Raw genomic sequence first — 16,455 nt, 5'->3', positions numbered from 1 at the left:
GGCGAAGCGGCGGCCGCGTCCGACCGCGAAAGACGGGACCATCCAGGAGCCTCGTTCACGCCGCTGCTCGAACCGTCATGCTTTCGGCAGGTCGTCCTCGATGGAATAGTAGTCGCCCTTGTCGGCCACGAAGATGTGGCGCTCGCCTCGCAGGCCGGACGGATTGTCGAAGCTCCCCGCCAGCACCGAGGTGTGGTCCAGCTCGTTGTGCTTCCAGAAGAGCGCCGAGCCGCAGGTCCCGCAGAAGCCGCGTTTGGCGAAATCGGACGCGGCGAACCATGTCAGGTTCTGCGCGCCTTCCACTTCCAGGTCGGCATCGTTGACATTCGTGGCCGCATAGTAATGGCCGGTCTGCCGCCGGCATTGCGAGCAGTGGCAGTAGACGATGCCGCGCAATTTGCCCGTCGTCCTGAAGCGCACCGCGCCGCAAAGGCAGCCGCCCGAGCCCGTCTCCGGATTTTTCTGCATTTCCGACCTCCTCGGAATAAGGGCGATTCTCACACGTTCTCCAGCCGCCAAAAATCGCAAAATCCTGCATGCTGCGATCAGCGGAATGCGACATTGCCCGCTTGGCGACGGCACAAATGTCGCAATCCGGTTGTCGAACTCCTATCTGCGCAACTCCGAACAAGCCCAAGGAACCAATGTGAGCAAGGTCAAGACGCGCCGCGCCCTCTTCCTCATCAACCCCAAGGCCCGCCGCGGCCAGGAATCGGTCCGCCCGGTGCTCGACCGGCTGAAGGCGGGCGGCCTTTCCGTGACGGTCGAGCCTTTCGAGGCGCTGCCGGAGATCGCCCGCGACATCGTGCGGCTGCGCAACGAAGCCGACCTCGTCGTCGTTTGCGGCGGCGACGGCTCGGTCTCCTCCGCCGCCATGGCGGTGCTAGAAAGCGGCCTGCCGATGGGCATCATGCCGATGGGCACCGCCAACGACCTGGCGCGTACCCTGCACATTCCGATGGATCTCGTCGAGGCGGCGGGCGTGATCGTGGCCGGCCACCAGCAAAGCATCGATGTCGGCACCGTCAACGGCCACGCCTTCTTCAACGTCGCCAGCATCGGCCTCAGCACCAAGCTCGCGCAAGGGCTCGATCCGGCGCTGAAAAAACGGTTCGGCCGGGTCGGCTACGCGCTCGCCGCCGGCAAGGTGCTCACCCGCGCCAAGCCGTTCTCCGCCCGCATCACCGAAAAGGGCGAGGCAAGCCAGGTCTCGACCTACCAGATCGCGGTCGGCAACGGCCGCCACTATGGCGGCGGCAACGTGGTGGAGGAGAGCGCCAGGATCGATGACGGGCAGCTCGACCTCTACAGCCTCGAGATGAAGAACCTCTGGAAGCTGGCGCTGATGCTGCGCTCGTTCCGTTCCGGCAAGCACGGCGCCTGGAGCGAGGTGCGCACGGCGCGCTGCGTCGAGTTCGACGTGGAGACGGAGAAGCCGTTGCCCGTCAACGCCGACGGCGAGATCGTCACCTCGACCCCGGCGCATTTCAAGGTGCACCCGCAAGCAATATCGGTCTTCGCGCCGCAGGCTTGATGACCCGGAAAGAACACGGGCGCCGCGAGGGCGCCCGTTCAACGTCCGCGAGTGCCGGCCCTCAGCCGTTCACGACCTTCTTGGCGCTGACGCCCGCCTTGCCCTTCTTCAGAAGGTCCGAGACCAGGAAAGCCAGCTCGATCGCCTGGTCGGCGTTGAGCCGCGGGTCGCAATGGGTGTGGTAGCGATCTTGGAGCTCGTCGTCGCGGATCGCCCGCGCGCCGCCGGTGCATTCGGTGACGTTCTTGCCGGTCATCTCGATATGGATGCCGCCCGGATGCGTGCCTTCCGCGTGGTGCACCTCGAAGAAGGACTGCACCTCGCGCAGGATGCGCTCGAAGGGCCGCGTCTTGTAGCCCGCGGCGGTGACCGTGTTGCCGTGCATCGGGTCGCATGACCAGACGACCTTGCGCCCTTCCTTCTCCACCGCGCGCACCAGCTTGGGCAGGTGCTCGCCAACCTTGTCGGCTCCGAAGCGGGCGATCAGCGTCAGCCGGCCCGGCTCGTTCTCCGGGTTGAGCAGATCGATGAGCTGCAGCAGGCCGTCCGGCGTCAGCGACGGGCCGCATTTCAGGCCGAGCGGGTTCTTGATGCCGCGGCAGTATTCGATGTGCGCGTGGTCCGGCTGGCGCGTGCGGTCGCCGATCCAGATCATATGGCCCGAAGTGGCATACCAGTCGCCGGAGGTGGAGTCGACGCGGGTGAGCGCCTCCTCGTAGCCAAGCAGCAGCGCCTCGTGGCTGGTGTAGAAATCGGTCTCGCGCAGTGACGGATGGCTCTCGGCATTGATGCCCACCGCGCGCATGAAATCGATGGTCTCGGTGATGCGGTTGGCGAGCGCCTCGTAGCGTTCGGCCTGTGGGCTGTCGGCGACGAAGCCGAGCATCCATTTGTGCACGTTCTCGAGATTGGCGTAGCCGCCCTGCGCGAAGGCGCGCAGCAGGTTCAGCGTGGCGGCCGACTGGCGGTAGGCCATTTCCTGGCGCGCGGGATCGGGCACGCGCGACTTTTCGTCGAACTCGATGCCGTTGATGATGTCGCCGCGGTAGCTCGGCAAAGTCACCTCGCCCTTCGTCTCGTTGTCCGACGAGCGCGGCTTGGCGAACTGGCCGGCGATGCGGCCGACCTTCACCACCGGCTGCGCGCCGGCGAAGGTGAGCACCACCGCCATCTGCAGGAAGACGCGGAAGAAATCGCGGATATTGTCGGCGCCGTGCTCGGCGAAGCTTTCGGCGCAGTCGCCGCCCTGGAGCAGGAAGCTCTCGCCCGAAGCGACGGCGGCGAGTTGCTTCTTCAGCTTGCGCGCCTCGCCGGCAAATACCAGCGGCGGATAGGTTGCGAGTTGCTTTTCGGTCTCCGCCAGCGCGGCGAGGTTCGGATAGGCCGGAACCTGCTGGATCGGCTTCGCTCTCCAGGAATTCGGGGACCATTTCTTCATTTTCGCACCCAATAGCTCGTCAGGGGCGGCAAACGCCGCCGAGACCCGGATTTTCGGGACCGCGGCTCCATACACCATGCCCAAAGGGTATTCTACCCTGCTTTTGATGCAACGACGATATCCGACACGACGGACGCCCGATCAAATGCGTGTCCGGGAGGCCGATGCGGAGAAGGCCGAGCCGGCGACCACGCCAGAAGGCTCCCGTCACGTGAACGAGAGGGCCTGTTTGTCGTGATCGCCGGTGAAAAATGCGCCGATGCGCGGCGTCGAGGGGTTATCAGCCTGCGGCGAGGATCGCCCCGGTTTCAGCGGGGACATTGAAGAGCCATGCAAGCAGGATGACGCACCCAATTGCTATCACTGCCTTGACCGTCAGGCCCCAGCAGGATTTCTGAACGCTATCGTCCATCGAATTCCCGTATCCGTGGTTTTCTGCCGCTCCAACAGGGAGCCATGGGCCTGCAAGGACAGGCCACCGGTGCAGACACATAGGACAGCCGGCTTCCTTTCGCAACTGCAAAAAAGGCGCAACGAAGGCGCGCGCCATGGAAGCAGGTGGGGGTGAGAGGTCTTTGATTAGGATTTTCAACTGGTTGTATTTGTTTCGAACGCTAACTTTTGAGCAACGCTTGCGGCGGGAATACGGCGCGGAAATGATAACGCGACAGCCGCATTCGCGGTATTCTCCGGCCGATGCAGCTTGATTCCCTTTTCCGCAGTCCGATGGACATCGTCGCGCTCGCCTTCTTTCTCGGAGGCTGGATGGCCTTTGCGCTCGCGGTGCAGGGGCGCATCATCAAGCGCACCACCCTGACCCGCGCCATGGACCTGCAGCGCGAGGCTTGGATGCGGGCGATGGCGCGGCGCGAGCTGCGGATGATCGACACCAGCATCATCAATGGATTGCAGCAGGGCACGGCCTTCTTCGCCTCCACCTGCATCCTCGCCGTCGGCGGCTGCTTCGCGCTTCTCGGCTCGTCCGACCAAGTGCTTGCCGTGCTCGGCGATCTTTCCGCCGACCAGCCGCTGCAGCGTCCGATCTTCGAGGCCAAGGTGTTCGGCCTCATCGCGCTCCTCTCCTATGCCTTCTTCAAGTTCGGGTGGTCGTACAGGCTGTTCAACTATTGCTCGATACTGATCGGCGCCGTGCCGGTACTGAGCGACATGAGAGGCGACGCGGCCGAAACCGAGGCTGCGCTTCTGCGCGCGGCGAAGATGAACATACTGGCGGGCCGGCATTTCAACGCGGGTCTGCGGGCGATCTTCTTCTCGCTCGGCTATATCGGCTGGTTCATCGGCCCGTGGGTCTTCATCGCCACGACGACCTGCATCATCGCCGTTCTCGTGCGCCGGCAATTCTTCTCGAAGGCGCGGCTTTCGGTGCTCGACACGCCGGGGCTTTAGACCTCGGGCAAGATCGTATCGATGCGGCCGGTCAGACGATAGGCGACCAGCCCGATCCACTCGCGGATGGCGAGCGACAGGTTCTGCAGCGAATCCGAGACGTTGTCCTGCGCCGGCCCGACCGTCTCGTTGCCGGCGGTGCGATAGTCGGCGGGCCAGGGCACGACGTCGAATCCTGCCTTGCGGAAAAGACCTATCGAGCGCGGCATATGGAAGGCCGAGGTCACCAGAAGCCAGGTTTCGCCCGGCGCGGGCTCGACCAGCTCGCGCGTGAAGACCGCGTTCTCGAAGGTGTTGCGGGAGCGATTTTCAAGAACCAGCCGGTCCCGCTCGACGCCCAGCGCCATCAGCAGGCGCGGCGCGGTGTCGGCGTCGCCCTCGCCTTCCAGCATCAGCGCGCCCGTGCCGCCGGTCACCACCACGCGCGCCTGCGGATAGCGCCGCGCCAGGATCGCCGTCTCGACGAAGCGGTCGCCGCTGGCGTTGAGCTCGTAGCCGCCGCGCACGAGATTGACCCCGCCCTCGAAGCCGCCTCCGAGAACGATGATGCCGACGACATTTTCAGGCGCGGGGTCGGGCCGCGCGAAATGATCCTCGAGCGGGTGGAGCATCAGCGCGCCGAGGCTGGTCCAGGCGCCGAGCGCGAGGATCAGGAACGAGGCCGACGCAAACAGCAGCGACAGGCGCCGCCAGCCGGCGAAAGCAAGGACGATCCCGGCGAAACCCAGAATGCCGATCAGATTGATCGGTTGAGCAACGATCCAGAAGATCTTGGAAAGATAGTAGAACATTGCCCGCTCCGATCCTTCGAGGCTCGCTTCGCTCGCTCCTCAGGATGAGGTAATGGCGAGATCAAGCGACCGCGCGGTGCGCTCGATTCTTTGGGCCCGCTGCGCTCGCTCCCCGGGATGAGGTAATGGCGAGATCAAACGGCAGCGCGGTACGCTCGATTCTTTGGGTCCGCTGCGCTCGCTCCCCGGGATGAGGAAATGGCGAGATCAAGCGACAGCGCAGCGCGCTCGATTCTTTGGGCCCGCTGCGCTCGCTCCCCAGAATGAGGAAATGCGAGATCAAGCGACGGCGCGGTGCACTCGATCCTTCGAGGCTCCCCTGCGGGGAGCACCTCAGGATGAGGAAGTCGCGCATCGAGCTGCTTCCGGCACACTCGAAGGCAATATCCCGTCCGCCCGCAGCCGACGCCGACCCGACGTGCGCCCGCTCGAACCCACCAAGTATCGAGAGCAAGCCGCGATCTCCCTCATCCTGAGGTGCTCCCCGCAGGGGAGCCTCGAAGGACGCACCATCGAGGCGGCCGCGCTCGTTGCTACCACCACTTCCCGGCTTCGAACCGGCCGGCCGCCTTTTCGATGACATGCGCGGTGCGGAACAGCGTCTCCTCGTCGAAGGGCCGGCCGATGAGCTGCAGCCCGAGCGGCAATCCCTTCTCGTCGAGCCCCGCCGGCACCGCGATGCCGGGCAGACCCGCCATGTTGACCGTCACCGTGAAAATGTCGTTGAGATACATCTTCACCGGATCGGCGGCCATGTCCTGGTCGGCGATGCCGAACGCGGCGGAGGGTGTGGCGGGCGTCAGGATCGCGTCGACGCCTTCATGGAAAACGTCCTCGAAATCCTTCTTGATCAGCGTGCGCACCTTCTGCGCCTGGACGTAATAGGCGTCGTAATAGCCGGCCGACAGCACATAGGTGCCGATCATGATGCGGCGCTTGACCTCGCGGCCGAAGCCTTCGGCGCGGGTCTTCTCGTACATCTCGACGATGTCCTTGCCGGGCACGCGCAGTCCGTAGCGCACGCCGTCATAGCGGGCGAGGTTGGACGAAGCCTCCGCCGGCGCGACGATGTAGTAGGCCGGCAGCGCGTATTTCGTGTGCGGCAGCGAGATGTCGACGATCTCCGCGCCCGCATCCTTCAGCCAGGCGATGCCCTTCTGCCAGAGCGCCTCGATTTCCGGCGGCATGCCGTCGACGCGGTACTCGCGCGGAATGCCGATCCGCATGCCCTTGACCGACTGGCCGAGCGCGGCCTCGTAGTCCGGCACAGGACGATCGACCGAAGTGGTGTCCTTCGGGTCGACCGAGGCCATCGACTTCAGCATGACCGCGGCATCGCGCACGTCGCGGGTGATCGGTCCCGCCTGGTCGAGCGAGGAGGCGAAGGCGACGATGCCCCAGCGCGAGCAGCGGCCATAGGTGGGCTTTATGCCGACAGTGCCGGTGAAGGCCGCCGGCTGGCGGATCGAGCCGCCGGTGTCGGTGGCCGTGGCGCCGGCGCACAGGAAGGCGGAAACCGCGGCGGCCGAGCCGCCCGACGAACCGCCCGGCACGAGGTCGAGGTTCGAGCCCTTCGCGCGCCACGGGTTCTTCACCGGCCCGTAGTAGCTCGTCTCGTTGGAGGAGCCCATGGCGAACTCGTCCATGTTGAGCTTGCCGAGCATGACGGCACCGTCGGCCCACAGATTGGCGGTGACGGTCGATTCGTAACGCGGCTCGAAGCCGTCGAGCACGTGGCTGCAGGCCTGGGTATGCACGCCCTCCGTGCCGAACAGATCCTTGATGCCGAGCGGGATGCCCTCGAGCGCGCCGCCCTGTGCCTTGGCCAGCCTCTCGTCGGAATCCTTCGCCATCGCGCGCGCCTTGTCGTGCGTCACCCTGATATAGGCGTTGATCGTCTCGTTGGCGGCGTCGATCGCGCCGAGATAGGCGTCCGTCAGCTCGACGGCGGTGATTTCCTTGGCGCGCAGCTTGGCGCGGGCGTCAGCGATTGTGAGTTTGGTCAGCTCGGTCATGAAACGTCCGTTCAGGCGACGGCGGGCGACGCCGCGATATCTTTTTCGTAGAAGACGGACCACTGGGAGTCCGGATAGTCGAGAACCGGGCCGCAGCGGGTGAAGCCGGCGCGCTCGTAGACGGCCCAGGCCGCCGGATGGCGGTCGCCCGTCTCGAGCACAAGCTTCGCGATTCCTTCCTCGCGCGCCAGACGCTCGATCCGCTCCACGATCATCTGGCCGATCTTGCGTCCGCGATGGGAAGGCTGCGTGTACATGCGCTTCACCTCGGCGATCCCGCCCTCGTGGCGGTGCAAGGCGCCGCAGGCGACGGCCCCGCCATTTTCGCGCGCGACGAAAAGCGTGGTCGCCGGCTCGGCCATCTGCTCCACCGTCAGGTGAAAGCAGAATTCGGGCGGCGTCAGGTCCAAAAGCGTCTCGTTGAGCTCGGCTACGAGGCGGCGCACGTCGTCCTGCAGCGGCGTCTCGACCGCGATCTCGATCGCCATCGCCTACTCCACGACCTTCGGCACCAGGAAGAAGTTCTCCTCCGTCGCCGGCGCGTTGGCCACGATGTCGCCGGCCTTGTCGCCGTCGCTCACCACGTCCTGGCGCTTCTTCATCTCCATCGGGATGACGGAAGTCATCGGCTCGACGCCCTCGACATTCACCTCGCCCAACTGCTCGACGAAACCGAGGATGGCGTTGAGCTCGCCGGTCATGCGGTGTGCATCCTCATCGCTGACGGCGATACGGGCGAGATGGGCGACGCGCTTGACGGTTGCGATGTCGACGGACATGGGAACTCCGGCGGAAAGCTTGGAAAACAACTGGTCGCGCTATACCGGGGCGACTGGCACAGCGCAACATGAAAGGCGAAATTGCGCCCGGTTCAGGGCTCGAACGGCTCTCCGACCTTCGGCGTCAGCACCCTGGTGCCCGAGCCTTCCATGCCACTCAGGAATTTTTCCGCGCTCTGGTCGATGATCGGGAAGGTCCCGAAATGGCAGGGCACGACAGCCTCGAACTTGAAGAAGCGCCGGCAGGCAAGCGCGGCGACCGCGCCGCCCATGGTGAAACGGTCGCCGACCGGCACCAGTCCCACCGCCGGCTCGTGCAGCTCATGGATGAGCGCCATGTCGGAGAAGATGTCGGTGTCGCCCATGTGATAAAGCGTCCTGTCTTCCGGAAAATGCATGACGAGGCCGAGCGGATTGCCGAGATAGGTGTTCTGGCCGCCCTCTCCGCCCACCGAGGAGGAGTGCGAGGCCTGCACGAAAGTGGTGGTGAAGCCGCCGCAATCGACCGTGCCGCCGGTATTGCCGGGATTGATCCTGTCCTGGCTGACGCCCTTGCCGACGAGGAACATGCAGATCTCGAAATTCGCCACCAGCATCGCCCCGGTCTTCTTCAGCACCGCCTCGGCGTCGCCGATATGGTCGTTGTGGCCGTGCGTGAGGAGAACGTGGGTGACACCCTCGGCGGCCTGTTCCCAGCCGCCGTTCCAGGACGGGTTGCCGGCCAGGAAGGGATCGATCAGGATTTTGGCGCCGCCCACCTCGACACGAAAGGCGGAATGGCCGTACCAGGTCAGTTTCATCTCATCTCTCCTCGATTTTGCGTGCCGCGGAAGATAGAACGACAGCGTGTCATGTCAAAGGAAGGTTGGAGCCTCTTGGCCACGATCGCGATCGAGGAACTGCCGCAACTCATAGGCGCCGGGAAAACCGTCGCGGGGATCGATCTCGGCACGAAAACCATCGGACTCGCGGTTTCCGATGCGGGACTGACCTTCGCGCATCCGCGCCCGGTGATCGCCCGCAAGAAATTCACGATCGACGCAACGACGCTGCTGGCCGCCGTGGCGCGCGAGAATGTCGCAGCCATGATCATCGGACTTCCGGTCAACATGGACGGGTCGGAAGGCCCGCGCGCCCAGGCGACGCGCGCCTTCGCGCGCAATATCGGCCCGCTCACCGAACTGCCATTCGTGTTCTGGGACGAGCGGCTTTCGACCGTCGCCGCCGAACGCGCGCTGATCGCCATGGACGTGTCGCGGAAGAAGCGGGACGAGCGGATCGATTCGGCCGCGGCCGCCTTCATTCTGCAGGGGGCGCTCGACCGGCTTCGGGCGCTGCGTGCCGGCTCCTCTCGGCCATAGCCTGCCGCGTCTCGCTCACCCAGCGCATGATCTCGCGGCGCCGGCGGAAAGCGAAGATGCCGAAGATCAGCGCCGTATCGATCACGCAGGCCCGCGCCACCAGCGGCGGGATCGTCGACGGCTCGATGCCGAGCAGATTGCCGTAGGTCTCGAAGGCGAAGTCGTGCACCAGGCGGCTGAGAAACAGGAAGCCGAAATTGATGTCGTGATAGGACAGATAGTACCAGCCCCAGAAGAGGCCCATCGGAACCGCCCAGAAGATCAGAATGTAGCGCATCCGTTTTTCAGCTTTCCGACAGGTTCGTTTCGCGCCCCGACAGGCGGGCCATCATCGAGATATGGGCAGCATCGAGCGCAATCCTCTGCGCCAGCACGCTGGAACGGTCAGTTTCCCGCTCTTCGGACGCCTCCTCGCCCTCGAAGCGGAGAAGCAGATAGGTGCCGGCCAACCCGGCAAGCTGCATCGCCGCCTCCCCGTCCGGTCGGCCGGCGGCGATCGCGGCCGTCAGCATGATCACGGCCGCCGTTAGCGACAGGCGCCGCACGTCGCGGCGGCCTTCGCCGAAGCTCTCGCAGGCAGCCGCCCAGGCGAACAGCACCGACACCAGCGCAAAGGCGACGCACAAGGCGACCGCCGGCGCGTCCGGCCGGATCCCGTCCCCCGGCATGCCGCCGGAGCGGATCGCCGCGGCAGCGAAGACGACGGCCCAGTGGACCGACAGGCTTATGGCGAGAATCCGGCACATGCGGCCCTTTCCGAACAGATTCGGACAGTGGACCGGTCGTCTTTCAGCGGCAATGGAAACCATTTGTTAAGGTTAACGGCCGGTTTGCGTGAACAAGGTCGCCACCGCGCTTGACCGGAATGGAAGCGCCCGCGCCGAGAGCCGGCACGGGCATGAACCGAAGCGGCCTCAGCCGAGGTCCGGATAGAGCGTGTCGAGGATCATCCGCGCGTCGTGGCGTGCGTCGAGCATGCCGTAGGTCGTGCGCCATTGTCCCGCCAGACGGGTTTCCACGAACGCGTCTGCGATCCGTCCCGCGCCCAGCCGGCGCAGTTCGGCGGCCGCCGCCGAGATCGCGAGCTGCTCTGTAAGGATGCGCGCGGAGCCCTCGTCGGTGGCCGCGACCTGCATCGCCGCCTTGAGCACGCCGACCGTCCCCTGCCCGGCCGCGCCCAGGTCGCCCTCGATACCGGCCAGCACGTCCTCGAACAGATCGGGGGCGCGCTTGATGACGCGCAGCACGTCGAGCGCCATCACGTTTCCCGATCCTTCCCAGATCGCGTTGACGGGCGCCTCGCGATAGTAGCGCGCCAGCGGCGCCTCCTCGACATAGCCGTTGCCGCCCAGGCATTCCATCGCCTCGTAGAGCAGCGCCGGGGCTATCTTGCAGACCCAGTATTTGACCACCGGCGTCATCGCGCGGGCGAACGCCGCCTCGCCGCGATCGTTGGCCGCCTCGTCGAAGGAACGTGCGAGGCGGAAGGAGAGCGCGGTTGCGGCGGCGACGTCGAGCGCCATGTCGGCCAGCACGCGCTGCATCAGCGGCTGTTCGAACAACGGCGTTCCGAACACCAGGCGGTGGCGGGTATGATGCACGGCCTCCGCCATGCCGGCGCGCATGATGCCGGCATTGGCCACCGCGCAGTCGAGGCGCGTCAGCGTCACCATGTCCATGATGGTACGGACGCCGGCGCCCGGCTCGCCGACCAACTCGCCTATCGCGTCAACGAACTCGACCTCCGAGGAGGCGTTGGAGCGATTGCCGAGCTTGTCCTTCAGGCGCTGGAAATGGAAGCCGTTCGGCGTGCCGTCGCTGAGGATGCGCGGCACGAGGAAGCAGGAAAGCCCTTCGCGGGCCTGTGCAAGCACCAGGAACGCATCGGACATGGGCGCCGACATGAACCATTTGTGCCCGGTGATGCGATAAAAGCCGTTGCCGGCCCTTTCGGCCTTGGTGGTGTTGGCGCGCACGTCGGTGCCGCCCTGCTTCTCGGTCATGCCCATGCCGAGCGTCAGGCCGGCCTTCTCCACCGGAGGCTTCTGGTTTTGGTCGTATTTCCGGGTCGTCACCCGCGGCGCCCATTCGCGAAACAGCTTGGGGCTCGACATCAGAGCGGCAAGCGAGGCGCTCGTCATCGTTATCGGGCACAGATGCCCGCATTCCAGCTCCGACGTCAGGTAGAAACGCGAGGCACGGACCTGGTGGCGCCTACCGGTCTCCGTGTCGCCGTTCTCCCAGATCGAGGAATGCAACCCTATCGCGACCGAACGGCGCATCAGGGCGTGGTAGGCCGGATGGTATTCGACGAGATCGAGGCGGCGGCCCTGGCGGTCATGGGTGCGCAGCTTCGGGGTCTCGGTATTGGCGAGCCGCGCCAGGTCCTGCGCCTCGGCCGTGCGGACGAAGCGTCCGAGCTGGTCGAGGTCGCGGCGAACGGGTTCGGAAAACTTCTCCGCCAGTTGCACCAGAAGCGGGTCGCCGCGCCATGCATTCGTGCCCGTCATCGGCGGCGGCTGGTTTGTCACTTCATGTGTCACGTCGGGCGGAGCTCCCAAAAGATTGGTTCTTCAAGTCGGTCCCATGCTTGTTACATGCATTCCCGGTCATTTTGCGAGGAAATTCCCGGGGGAGAATCGCAGCGATCGCGATGAGTTCGCTTGCGGCGGCGGCAAGGCTTGCCTATAGCACGGCTTTGATATGACCGAGCGATCCGCACTTCCGCTTTTTCCCCATCGCCATCTTCTTGGCATCAAGGGGCTTTCTCCCGACGACGTCAATCTCCTTCTCGACCGTGCCGACGGCGCGGTGGCGATTTCACGCCAGGCCGAGAAGAAGACCAACGCCCTGCGCGGGCGAACCCAGATCAACCTCTTCTACGAGGCCTCGACGCGGACGCAGTCCTCGTTCGAGCTCGCCGGCAAGCGCCTCGGCGCGGACGTGATGAACATGTCGGTCGGCTCGTCCTCGGTGAAGAAGGGCGAGACGCTGATCGACACGGCGATGACGCTGAATGCGATGCGGCCCGACATCCTCATCATCCGCCATTCCTCGGCCGGAGCGGCCGCGCTGCTCGCGCAGAAGGTCGGCTGCTCGGTGGTCAATGCCGGCGACGGCGCCCATGAGCATCCGACGCAGGCCCTGCTCGACGCGCTCACCATCCGCCGCGCCAAGGGCAGTATCTCCGGATTGACGGTCGCGCTCTGCGGCGACGTGCTGCATTCGCGCGTCGCGCGCTCCAACATCATCCTGCTCAACCTGCTCGGGGCGCGCGTGCGCGTGATCGCGCCCTCCACGCTGCTGCCTTCCGGGATCGGGCAGATGAGCGTCGAGGTGTTCAATTCCATGGCCGAGGGACTGAAAGGCGCGGACGTCGTGATGATGCTGCGCCTGCAGCGCGAGCGCATGGCCGGCGCCTTCGTGCCCTCCGTCCGCGAATATTTCCGTTATTTCGGCCTCGACGCCGAGAAGCTCAAGGCCGCGAAGGACGACGCGCTCGTCATGCATCCAGGCCCGATGAACCGGGGCGTCGAGATCGCCTCGGAGATCGCCGACGGGCCGCAGAGCGTCATCCAGGAACAGGTGGAGATGGGCGTGGCCGTGCGCATGGCCGTGATGGAAGCGCTGCTCGATCCAAGGCACAATCGTGAGGGCGCGGCATGACAACTCTCGTCTTCGAGAACGCCCGCGTCATCGACCCGTCGCGCGGGATCGACGAGACCGGCACGGTGATCGTCGAAGGAAAGAAGATCGCCGAGGCCGGCGCCTCGGCCCGCAATCAGGGCCGGCCCGAGGGCGCGAAGGTGGTCGACTGCGCCGGCAAGGCTATCCTTCCCGGCCTCGTCGACGCGCGCGTCCATATCGGCGAACCCGGCGCTGAACATCGCGAGACGATCGCCTCCGCCAGCCTGGCAGCCGCCGCCGGCGGCGTCACCTCGCTCGTCATGATGCCCGACACCGACCCGGTGATCGACGACGTGGCGCTGGTGGAGTTCGTGCTGCGCACGGCGCGCGACACCGCCTGCGTCAACGTCCATCCCGCCGCCGCCATCACCAAGCATCTCGACGGCCGCGAGATGACCGAGTTCGGCCTGCTCCGGCAGGCGGGCGCCGTCGCCTTCACTGAGGGCCGGCACACGATCGCCAATTCGCTCGTCATGCGGCGGGCGCTGACCTATGCGCGCGATTTCGGCGCGGTCATCGACCACGAGACGCAGGACCCCGATCTCGCTTCGTCCGGCGTGATGAACGAAGGGCTTTACGCGAGCTGGCTCGGCCTGCCCGGCATTCCGCGCGAGGCGGAGGCCATTCCGCTCGAGCGCGACCTGATGCTCGCCCGGCTCACGCGCGGCGCCTACCATGCAGCCAAGATCTCGACGGAAATGTCGGCGCGCGCCGTCGCCCGTGCCAAGGCCGACGGCGCGAACGTCACCGCCGGCGCGTCGATCAACAGCCTGTCGCTCAACGAGAACGACGTCGGCGAATACCGCACCTTCTTCCGCCTGTCGCCGCCGCTGCGCGCGGAGGAGGATCGGCTGGCCATGATAGAGGCGCTCAGGGACGGCACGATCGACATTCTCGTTTCCTCCCACGATCCGCAGGACGTCGACACCAAGCGCCTACCCTTCGCCGACGCGGCCTCCGGCGCAATCGGACTCGAGACGCTGCTTGCCGCCGCCCTCAGGCTCCACCACAATGGCGACGTGCCGCTGCCGCGCATCGTGGAGGCGCTGTCGACCGCGCCGGCGAAGCGCTTCGGCCTGTCGGGAGGCACGCTGAGGTCCGGCGCCCCGGCCGACCTCATCCTCGTCGACCTCGAGGAGCCGTGGCTCGTGCGGGAGGAGGAAATCCGCTCGCGCTCGAAGAACACCTGCTTCGAAGGCGCGCGCCTGCAAGGCAGGGTCTTGCAAACGCTCGTTTCAGGACGCACAGTCTTCGAAGCGTCGGCTGCCTGACCCGCGCCACGCACTGGGGGAGCGTTCATAGATGATGCCTGTTCTTGCCGCGCTCGCGTTCGGCTACCTGCTGGGCTCCATTCCCTTCGGGCTTCTCATCACGCGTGCCGCCGGACTCGGCGACGTGCGCAAGATCGGCTCGGGCAATATCGGCGCCACCAACGTTCTGCGTACTGGCAACAGGAAGCTGGCCGCTCTGACGCTGCTGCTCGACGCGCTGAAGGGCGCGGCGGCCGTGCTGATCGCGGGCGTCTACGGCACCGAGCTTGGCATCGTGGCCGGCTTCGCCGCCTTCATTGGCCATCTCTTCCCGGCCTGGCTGGGCTTCAAGGGCGGCAAGGGCGTGGCGACCTATCTCGGCGTCGCCGCCGCGATGCTCTGGCAGGGCGCCCTCGTCTTCGCCGCCGCCTGGCTCGCCACCGCCTTCATCGGCCGCTATTCCTCGCTCGCCGCGCTCGTCGCCTGCATCGCGACGCCGCTCGCCGCCTATCTGCTCGGCTATGTCGACATATCCATCGTGCTGGCGGTGATGAGCATCATCGTCTTCGTCAAGCACCGGGCCAACATCTCCCGATTGCTCGCGGGAACGGAATCGAAGATCGGGTCGCGCGGATGAACGCCGCGCCGCCGGCGGGCATTCGCCTCACCGAGCGGCAGCGGCTCCACTGGCTTCGCCTGATTCGCACCGAGAATGTCGGGCCCGCGGCGTTTCGCGATCTCATAAACCGCTTCGGCTCCGCCGAGGCAGCGATAGCCGCGCTGCCGGAACTCGCCGCGCGCGGCGGCTCGCTGCGCTCCGTACGGATACCCTCGCTGGCGGAAGCAGAGACCGAACTTGAAACGGCTGGGCGGTCCGGCGCGCGTTTCGTTGCCGTCGGCGAACCCGATTATCCGCCGATGCTGCGGCAGATGGACACGCCGCCGCCCCTCGTCGCGATCAAGGGCAATGGAGCGGTCTTCCAGCTTCCGGCAATCTCGATCGTCGGCTCGCGCAACGCTTCGCTGGTGGGAATCAAGCTAGCGCGGTCGCTCGCCTCCGAGCTCGGGCGCGAGGGCTACGCGGTCGTTTCCGGCCTCGCGCGCGGCATCGATGCCGCCGCCCATACCGGTAGCATCGACACCGGCACGATCGCCGTCCTCGCCGGTGGACTCGACCGTCCCTATCCGCCCGAAAACGTCGCGCTTTGCGCCGAAATCGCCGAACGCGGTGCGATCGTCTCGGAAAAACCGTTCGGCTGGGAGCCACGCGCCCGTGATTTTCCGCGGCGCAACAGGCTGGTGGCGGCGCTCGGGCTCGGCCTGGTCGTGGTGGAGGCCGCGACACGCTCCGGATCGCTGATCAGTGCGCGCCTGGCCAACGAGATGGGACGCATCGTCTTTGCCGTCCCAGGCTCGCCGCTCGACCCGCGTTCGGCCGGCACCAACGGCCTCTTGAAGGAAGGCGCGACGATCGTCACGGAAGCCGCCGACATTCTCAACGTCATCGCACCGCTGGCGGGCGTCGAATACGCCGCGCCCCCGGCATTCGACGAGCCGTCCGACCTCTCGGCCACCCCGCCGCCCTCCGACGACGACCGCGGGCGGGTGATCGAGGCGCTCGGACCCTCGCCGGTAGCAGTCGATGAAATCATTCATCATACCGGCCTGCACCCGGCACAGGTCTTCCTGGTGCTACTGGAACTTGATCTTGCCGGCCGCCTCGAGCGTCACCCCGGCGGCATGGTTTCTCTCGTCTTCCCGGACACGTGAAGGACGATCGCCGCGGATGATGTCGCTCGCCTCGACGTATGACATCTCTATGAGATAGGCGAGCATGTCGCAGCGCTCGGCCTCGGCCATCGTTCGCAACTGGCCCAGCATCGACTGGATATAGTCGAGCGTGTCCGTACGCCGGCGATTCAGGTGTTGCCCCATCCAACTTCTCCCCTTTTTTGCGGCGCAGGCTCCCAAGGTCAGGGCATATTTGCCGCTGCCCGGAAATCAGCTTGACGCATCCTCGATTTTCCACAACTCAAGATAGAAGCGAAAGTTACGTCATTTATTTTAAATTGCAAACGTCCTTTTGCGGGATAGTGTTGCACTCCCCATGGTTGAAGCAGGTTTTCGTTCTTGGCCCTTGACCGGATTGCATTACGCGGCCATGTGACGGGCTGATTTTCGAAGATTTGCAGG

General features: G+C 65.7%; 19 protein-coding genes. 7 read left to right on the top strand and 12 right to left on the bottom strand.

The features are described 5' to 3' along the window. Window positions 1-75: 75 nt before the first annotated feature. On the bottom strand, window positions 76-468 hold the full coding sequence (locus XW59_RS15400) for a GFA family protein (RefSeq protein ID WP_047146201.1): 393 nt from the start codon (window positions 466-468) through the stop codon (window positions 76-78). Window positions 469-646: 178 nt separating this feature from the next. Here XW59_RS15400 and XW59_RS15395 point away from each other — a divergent pair, with 178 nt between their 5' ends. Further along, window positions 647-1,534, top strand: coding sequence for a lipid kinase (locus tag XW59_RS15395; RefSeq protein WP_047146376.1), 888 nt, complete (start codon window positions 647-649; stop codon window positions 1,532-1,534). A 61-nt stretch (window positions 1,535-1,595) separates the two neighbouring features. Here the strand turns inward: XW59_RS15395 and XW59_RS15390 are convergent, their stop codons facing one another. Beyond that, window positions 1,596-2,972: a 3-deoxy-7-phosphoheptulonate synthase class II gene (locus XW59_RS15390; RefSeq protein ID WP_047146202.1), complete on the bottom strand. Its 1,377-nt coding sequence runs from the start codon at window positions 2,970-2,972 to the stop codon at window positions 1,596-1,598. A gap of 280 nt (window positions 2,973-3,252) precedes the next feature. Beyond that, window positions 3,253-3,384 carry a hypothetical protein gene (locus XW59_RS29805; protein ID WP_281406231.1) on the bottom strand — a complete coding sequence of 44 codons (132 nt, stop codon included), beginning with the start codon at window positions 3,382-3,384 and terminating at the stop codon, window positions 3,253-3,255. A gap of 284 nt (window positions 3,385-3,668) precedes the next feature. Here XW59_RS29805 and XW59_RS15385 point away from each other — a divergent pair, with 284 nt between their 5' ends. Continuing rightward, on the top strand, window positions 3,669-4,379 hold the full coding sequence (locus XW59_RS15385; RefSeq protein WP_047146203.1) for a DUF599 family protein: 711 nt from the start codon (window positions 3,669-3,671) through the stop codon (window positions 4,377-4,379). Here the strand turns inward: XW59_RS15385 and XW59_RS15380 are convergent. The 5 genes from XW59_RS15380 to XW59_RS15360 form a co-directional block, all read right to left on the bottom strand. Next, a complete protein-coding gene (locus XW59_RS15380) occupies window positions 4,376-5,170 on the bottom strand; it encodes a YdcF family protein (protein WP_047146204.1) in 795 nt (264 codons plus the stop codon). The two genes, XW59_RS15385 and XW59_RS15380, sit on opposite strands and share 4 nt — an antisense overlap. Before the next feature lie 533 nt (window positions 5,171-5,703). Further along, the gene (gene gatA, locus XW59_RS15375) at window positions 5,704-7,185 is read right to left on the bottom strand and encodes an Asp-tRNA(Asn)/Glu-tRNA(Gln) amidotransferase subunit GatA (RefSeq protein ID WP_047146205.1); all 1,482 of its coding nucleotides are present in this window, start codon (window positions 7,183-7,185) and stop codon (window positions 5,704-5,706) included. Between the two features lie 11 nt (window positions 7,186-7,196). Further along, window positions 7,197-7,673, bottom strand: coding sequence for a GNAT family N-acetyltransferase (locus XW59_RS15370; protein ID WP_047146206.1), 477 nt, complete (start codon window positions 7,671-7,673; stop codon window positions 7,197-7,199). A 3-nt stretch (window positions 7,674-7,676) separates the two neighbouring features. Continuing rightward, window positions 7,677-7,964, bottom strand: coding sequence for an Asp-tRNA(Asn)/Glu-tRNA(Gln) amidotransferase subunit GatC (gene gatC, locus XW59_RS15365; protein WP_047146207.1), 288 nt, complete (start codon window positions 7,962-7,964; stop codon window positions 7,677-7,679). Window positions 7,965-8,056: 92 nt separating this feature from the next. After that, window positions 8,057-8,764: a metal-dependent hydrolase gene (locus XW59_RS15360; protein ID WP_047146208.1), complete on the bottom strand. Its 708-nt coding sequence runs from the start codon at window positions 8,762-8,764 to the stop codon at window positions 8,057-8,059. A 75-nt stretch (window positions 8,765-8,839) separates the two neighbouring features. On the opposite strand from XW59_RS15360, the gene ruvX reads away from it, so the two are divergent. Then, window positions 8,840-9,325, top strand: coding sequence for a Holliday junction resolvase RuvX (ruvX, locus tag XW59_RS15355; protein WP_047146377.1), 486 nt, complete (start codon window positions 8,840-8,842; stop codon window positions 9,323-9,325). Here the strand turns inward: ruvX and XW59_RS15350 are convergent. From XW59_RS15350 to XW59_RS15340, 3 genes are all read right to left on the bottom strand, one after another. Next, entirely contained in the window at window positions 9,264-9,602 is a 339-nt protein-coding gene (locus tag XW59_RS15350; protein ID WP_047146209.1) for a DUF6105 family protein, read from the bottom strand. The two genes, ruvX and XW59_RS15350, sit on opposite strands and share 62 nt — an antisense overlap. 7 nt (window positions 9,603-9,609) lie before the next feature. After that, window positions 9,610-10,071, bottom strand: a complete 462-nt coding sequence (locus tag XW59_RS15345; protein ID WP_047146210.1) for a hypothetical protein — start codon at window positions 10,069-10,071, stop codon at window positions 9,610-9,612. A gap of 168 nt (window positions 10,072-10,239) precedes the next feature. Then, window positions 10,240-11,868 carry an acyl-CoA dehydrogenase family protein gene (locus XW59_RS15340; RefSeq protein WP_047146211.1) on the bottom strand — a complete coding sequence of 543 codons (1,629 nt, stop codon included), beginning with the start codon at window positions 11,866-11,868 and terminating at the stop codon, window positions 10,240-10,242. A 160-nt stretch (window positions 11,869-12,028) separates the two neighbouring features. Here XW59_RS15340 and XW59_RS15335 point away from each other — a divergent pair, with 160 nt between their 5' ends. The 4 genes from XW59_RS15335 to dprA are packed head-to-tail and all read left to right on the top strand — an operon-like array spanning window position 12,029 to window position 16,032. Then, a complete protein-coding gene (locus XW59_RS15335) occupies window positions 12,029-12,991 on the top strand; it encodes an aspartate carbamoyltransferase catalytic subunit (RefSeq protein ID WP_047146212.1) in 963 nt (320 codons plus the stop codon). Further along, window positions 12,988-14,283 (top strand): dihydroorotase, encoded by a 1,296-nt coding sequence (locus tag XW59_RS15330; protein WP_047146213.1) that lies wholly within the window; start codon window positions 12,988-12,990, stop codon window positions 14,281-14,283. The genes XW59_RS15335 and XW59_RS15330 overlap by 4 nt, the downstream gene beginning before the upstream one ends. A 31-nt stretch (window positions 14,284-14,314) precedes the next feature. After that, a complete protein-coding gene (gene plsY / locus XW59_RS15325) occupies window positions 14,315-14,899 on the top strand; it encodes a glycerol-3-phosphate 1-O-acyltransferase PlsY (protein WP_047146214.1) in 585 nt (194 codons plus the stop codon). Beyond that, window positions 14,896-16,032, top strand: coding sequence for a DNA-processing protein DprA (gene dprA, locus XW59_RS15320; protein WP_047146215.1), 1,137 nt, complete (start codon window positions 14,896-14,898; stop codon window positions 16,030-16,032). Before plsY ends, dprA begins: the two co-directional genes overlap by 4 nt. Here dprA and XW59_RS15315 read toward each other — a convergent pair. After that, window positions 15,955-16,197 (bottom strand): hypothetical protein, encoded by a 243-nt coding sequence (locus XW59_RS15315; protein WP_082137617.1) that lies wholly within the window; start codon window positions 16,195-16,197, stop codon window positions 15,955-15,957. The two genes, dprA and XW59_RS15315, sit on opposite strands and share 78 nt — an antisense overlap. Window positions 16,198-16,455 lie beyond the last annotated feature (258 nt).

The organism is Aquamicrobium sp. LC103 (assembly GCF_001014615.2).
In the GTDB taxonomy this organism is placed as follows: Bacteria; Pseudomonadota; Alphaproteobacteria; order Rhizobiales; family Rhizobiaceae; genus LBCQ02.
This window is presented reverse-complemented; position numbering and strand designations above follow the sequence as displayed.

Bases quoted from the DNA above. Each gene is read 5' to 3' on its own strand.
- XW59_RS15330 (WP_047146213.1), top strand. From the start codon at position 12,988: ATGACAACTCTCGTCTTCGAGAACGCCCGCGTCATCGACCCGTCGCGC.
- XW59_RS15400 (WP_047146201.1), bottom strand. From the start codon at position 468: ATGCAGAAAAATCCGGAGACGGGCTCGGGCGGCTGCCTTTGCGGCGCG.
- XW59_RS15360 (WP_047146208.1), bottom strand. From the start codon at position 8,764: ATGAAACTGACCTGGTACGGCCATTCCGCCTTTCGTGTCGAGGTGGGC.
- dprA (WP_047146215.1), top strand. From the start codon at position 14,896: ATGAACGCCGCGCCGCCGGCGGGCATTCGCCTCACCGAGCGGCAGCGG.
- XW59_RS15385 (WP_047146203.1), top strand. From the start codon at position 3,669: ATGCAGCTTGATTCCCTTTTCCGCAGTCCGATGGACATCGTCGCGCTC.
- XW59_RS15350 (WP_047146209.1), bottom strand. From the start codon at position 9,602: ATGCGCTACATTCTGATCTTCTGGGCGGTTCCGATGGGCCTCTTCTGG.
- gatA (WP_047146205.1), bottom strand. From the start codon at position 7,185: ATGACCGAGCTGACCAAACTCACAATCGCTGACGCCCGCGCCAAGCTG.
- gatC (WP_047146207.1), bottom strand. From the start codon at position 7,964: ATGTCCGTCGACATCGCAACCGTCAAGCGCGTCGCCCATCTCGCCCGT.
- XW59_RS15335 (WP_047146212.1), top strand. From the start codon at position 12,029: ATGACCGAGCGATCCGCACTTCCGCTTTTTCCCCATCGCCATCTTCTT.
- XW59_RS15370 (WP_047146206.1), bottom strand. From the start codon at position 7,673: ATGGCGATCGAGATCGCGGTCGAGACGCCGCTGCAGGACGACGTGCGC.
- XW59_RS15345 (WP_047146210.1), bottom strand. From the start codon at position 10,071: ATGTGCCGGATTCTCGCCATAAGCCTGTCGGTCCACTGGGCCGTCGTC.
- XW59_RS15315 (WP_082137617.1), bottom strand. From the start codon at position 16,197: ATGGGGCAACACCTGAATCGCCGGCGTACGGACACGCTCGACTATATC.
- plsY (WP_047146214.1), top strand. From the start codon at position 14,315: ATGATGCCTGTTCTTGCCGCGCTCGCGTTCGGCTACCTGCTGGGCTCC.
- XW59_RS29805 (WP_281406231.1), bottom strand. From the start codon at position 3,384: ATGGACGATAGCGTTCAGAAATCCTGCTGGGGCCTGACGGTCAAGGCA.
- XW59_RS15390 (WP_047146202.1), bottom strand. From the start codon at position 2,972: ATGAAGAAATGGTCCCCGAATTCCTGGAGAGCGAAGCCGATCCAGCAG.
- XW59_RS15380 (WP_047146204.1), bottom strand. From the start codon at position 5,170: ATGTTCTACTATCTTTCCAAGATCTTCTGGATCGTTGCTCAACCGATC.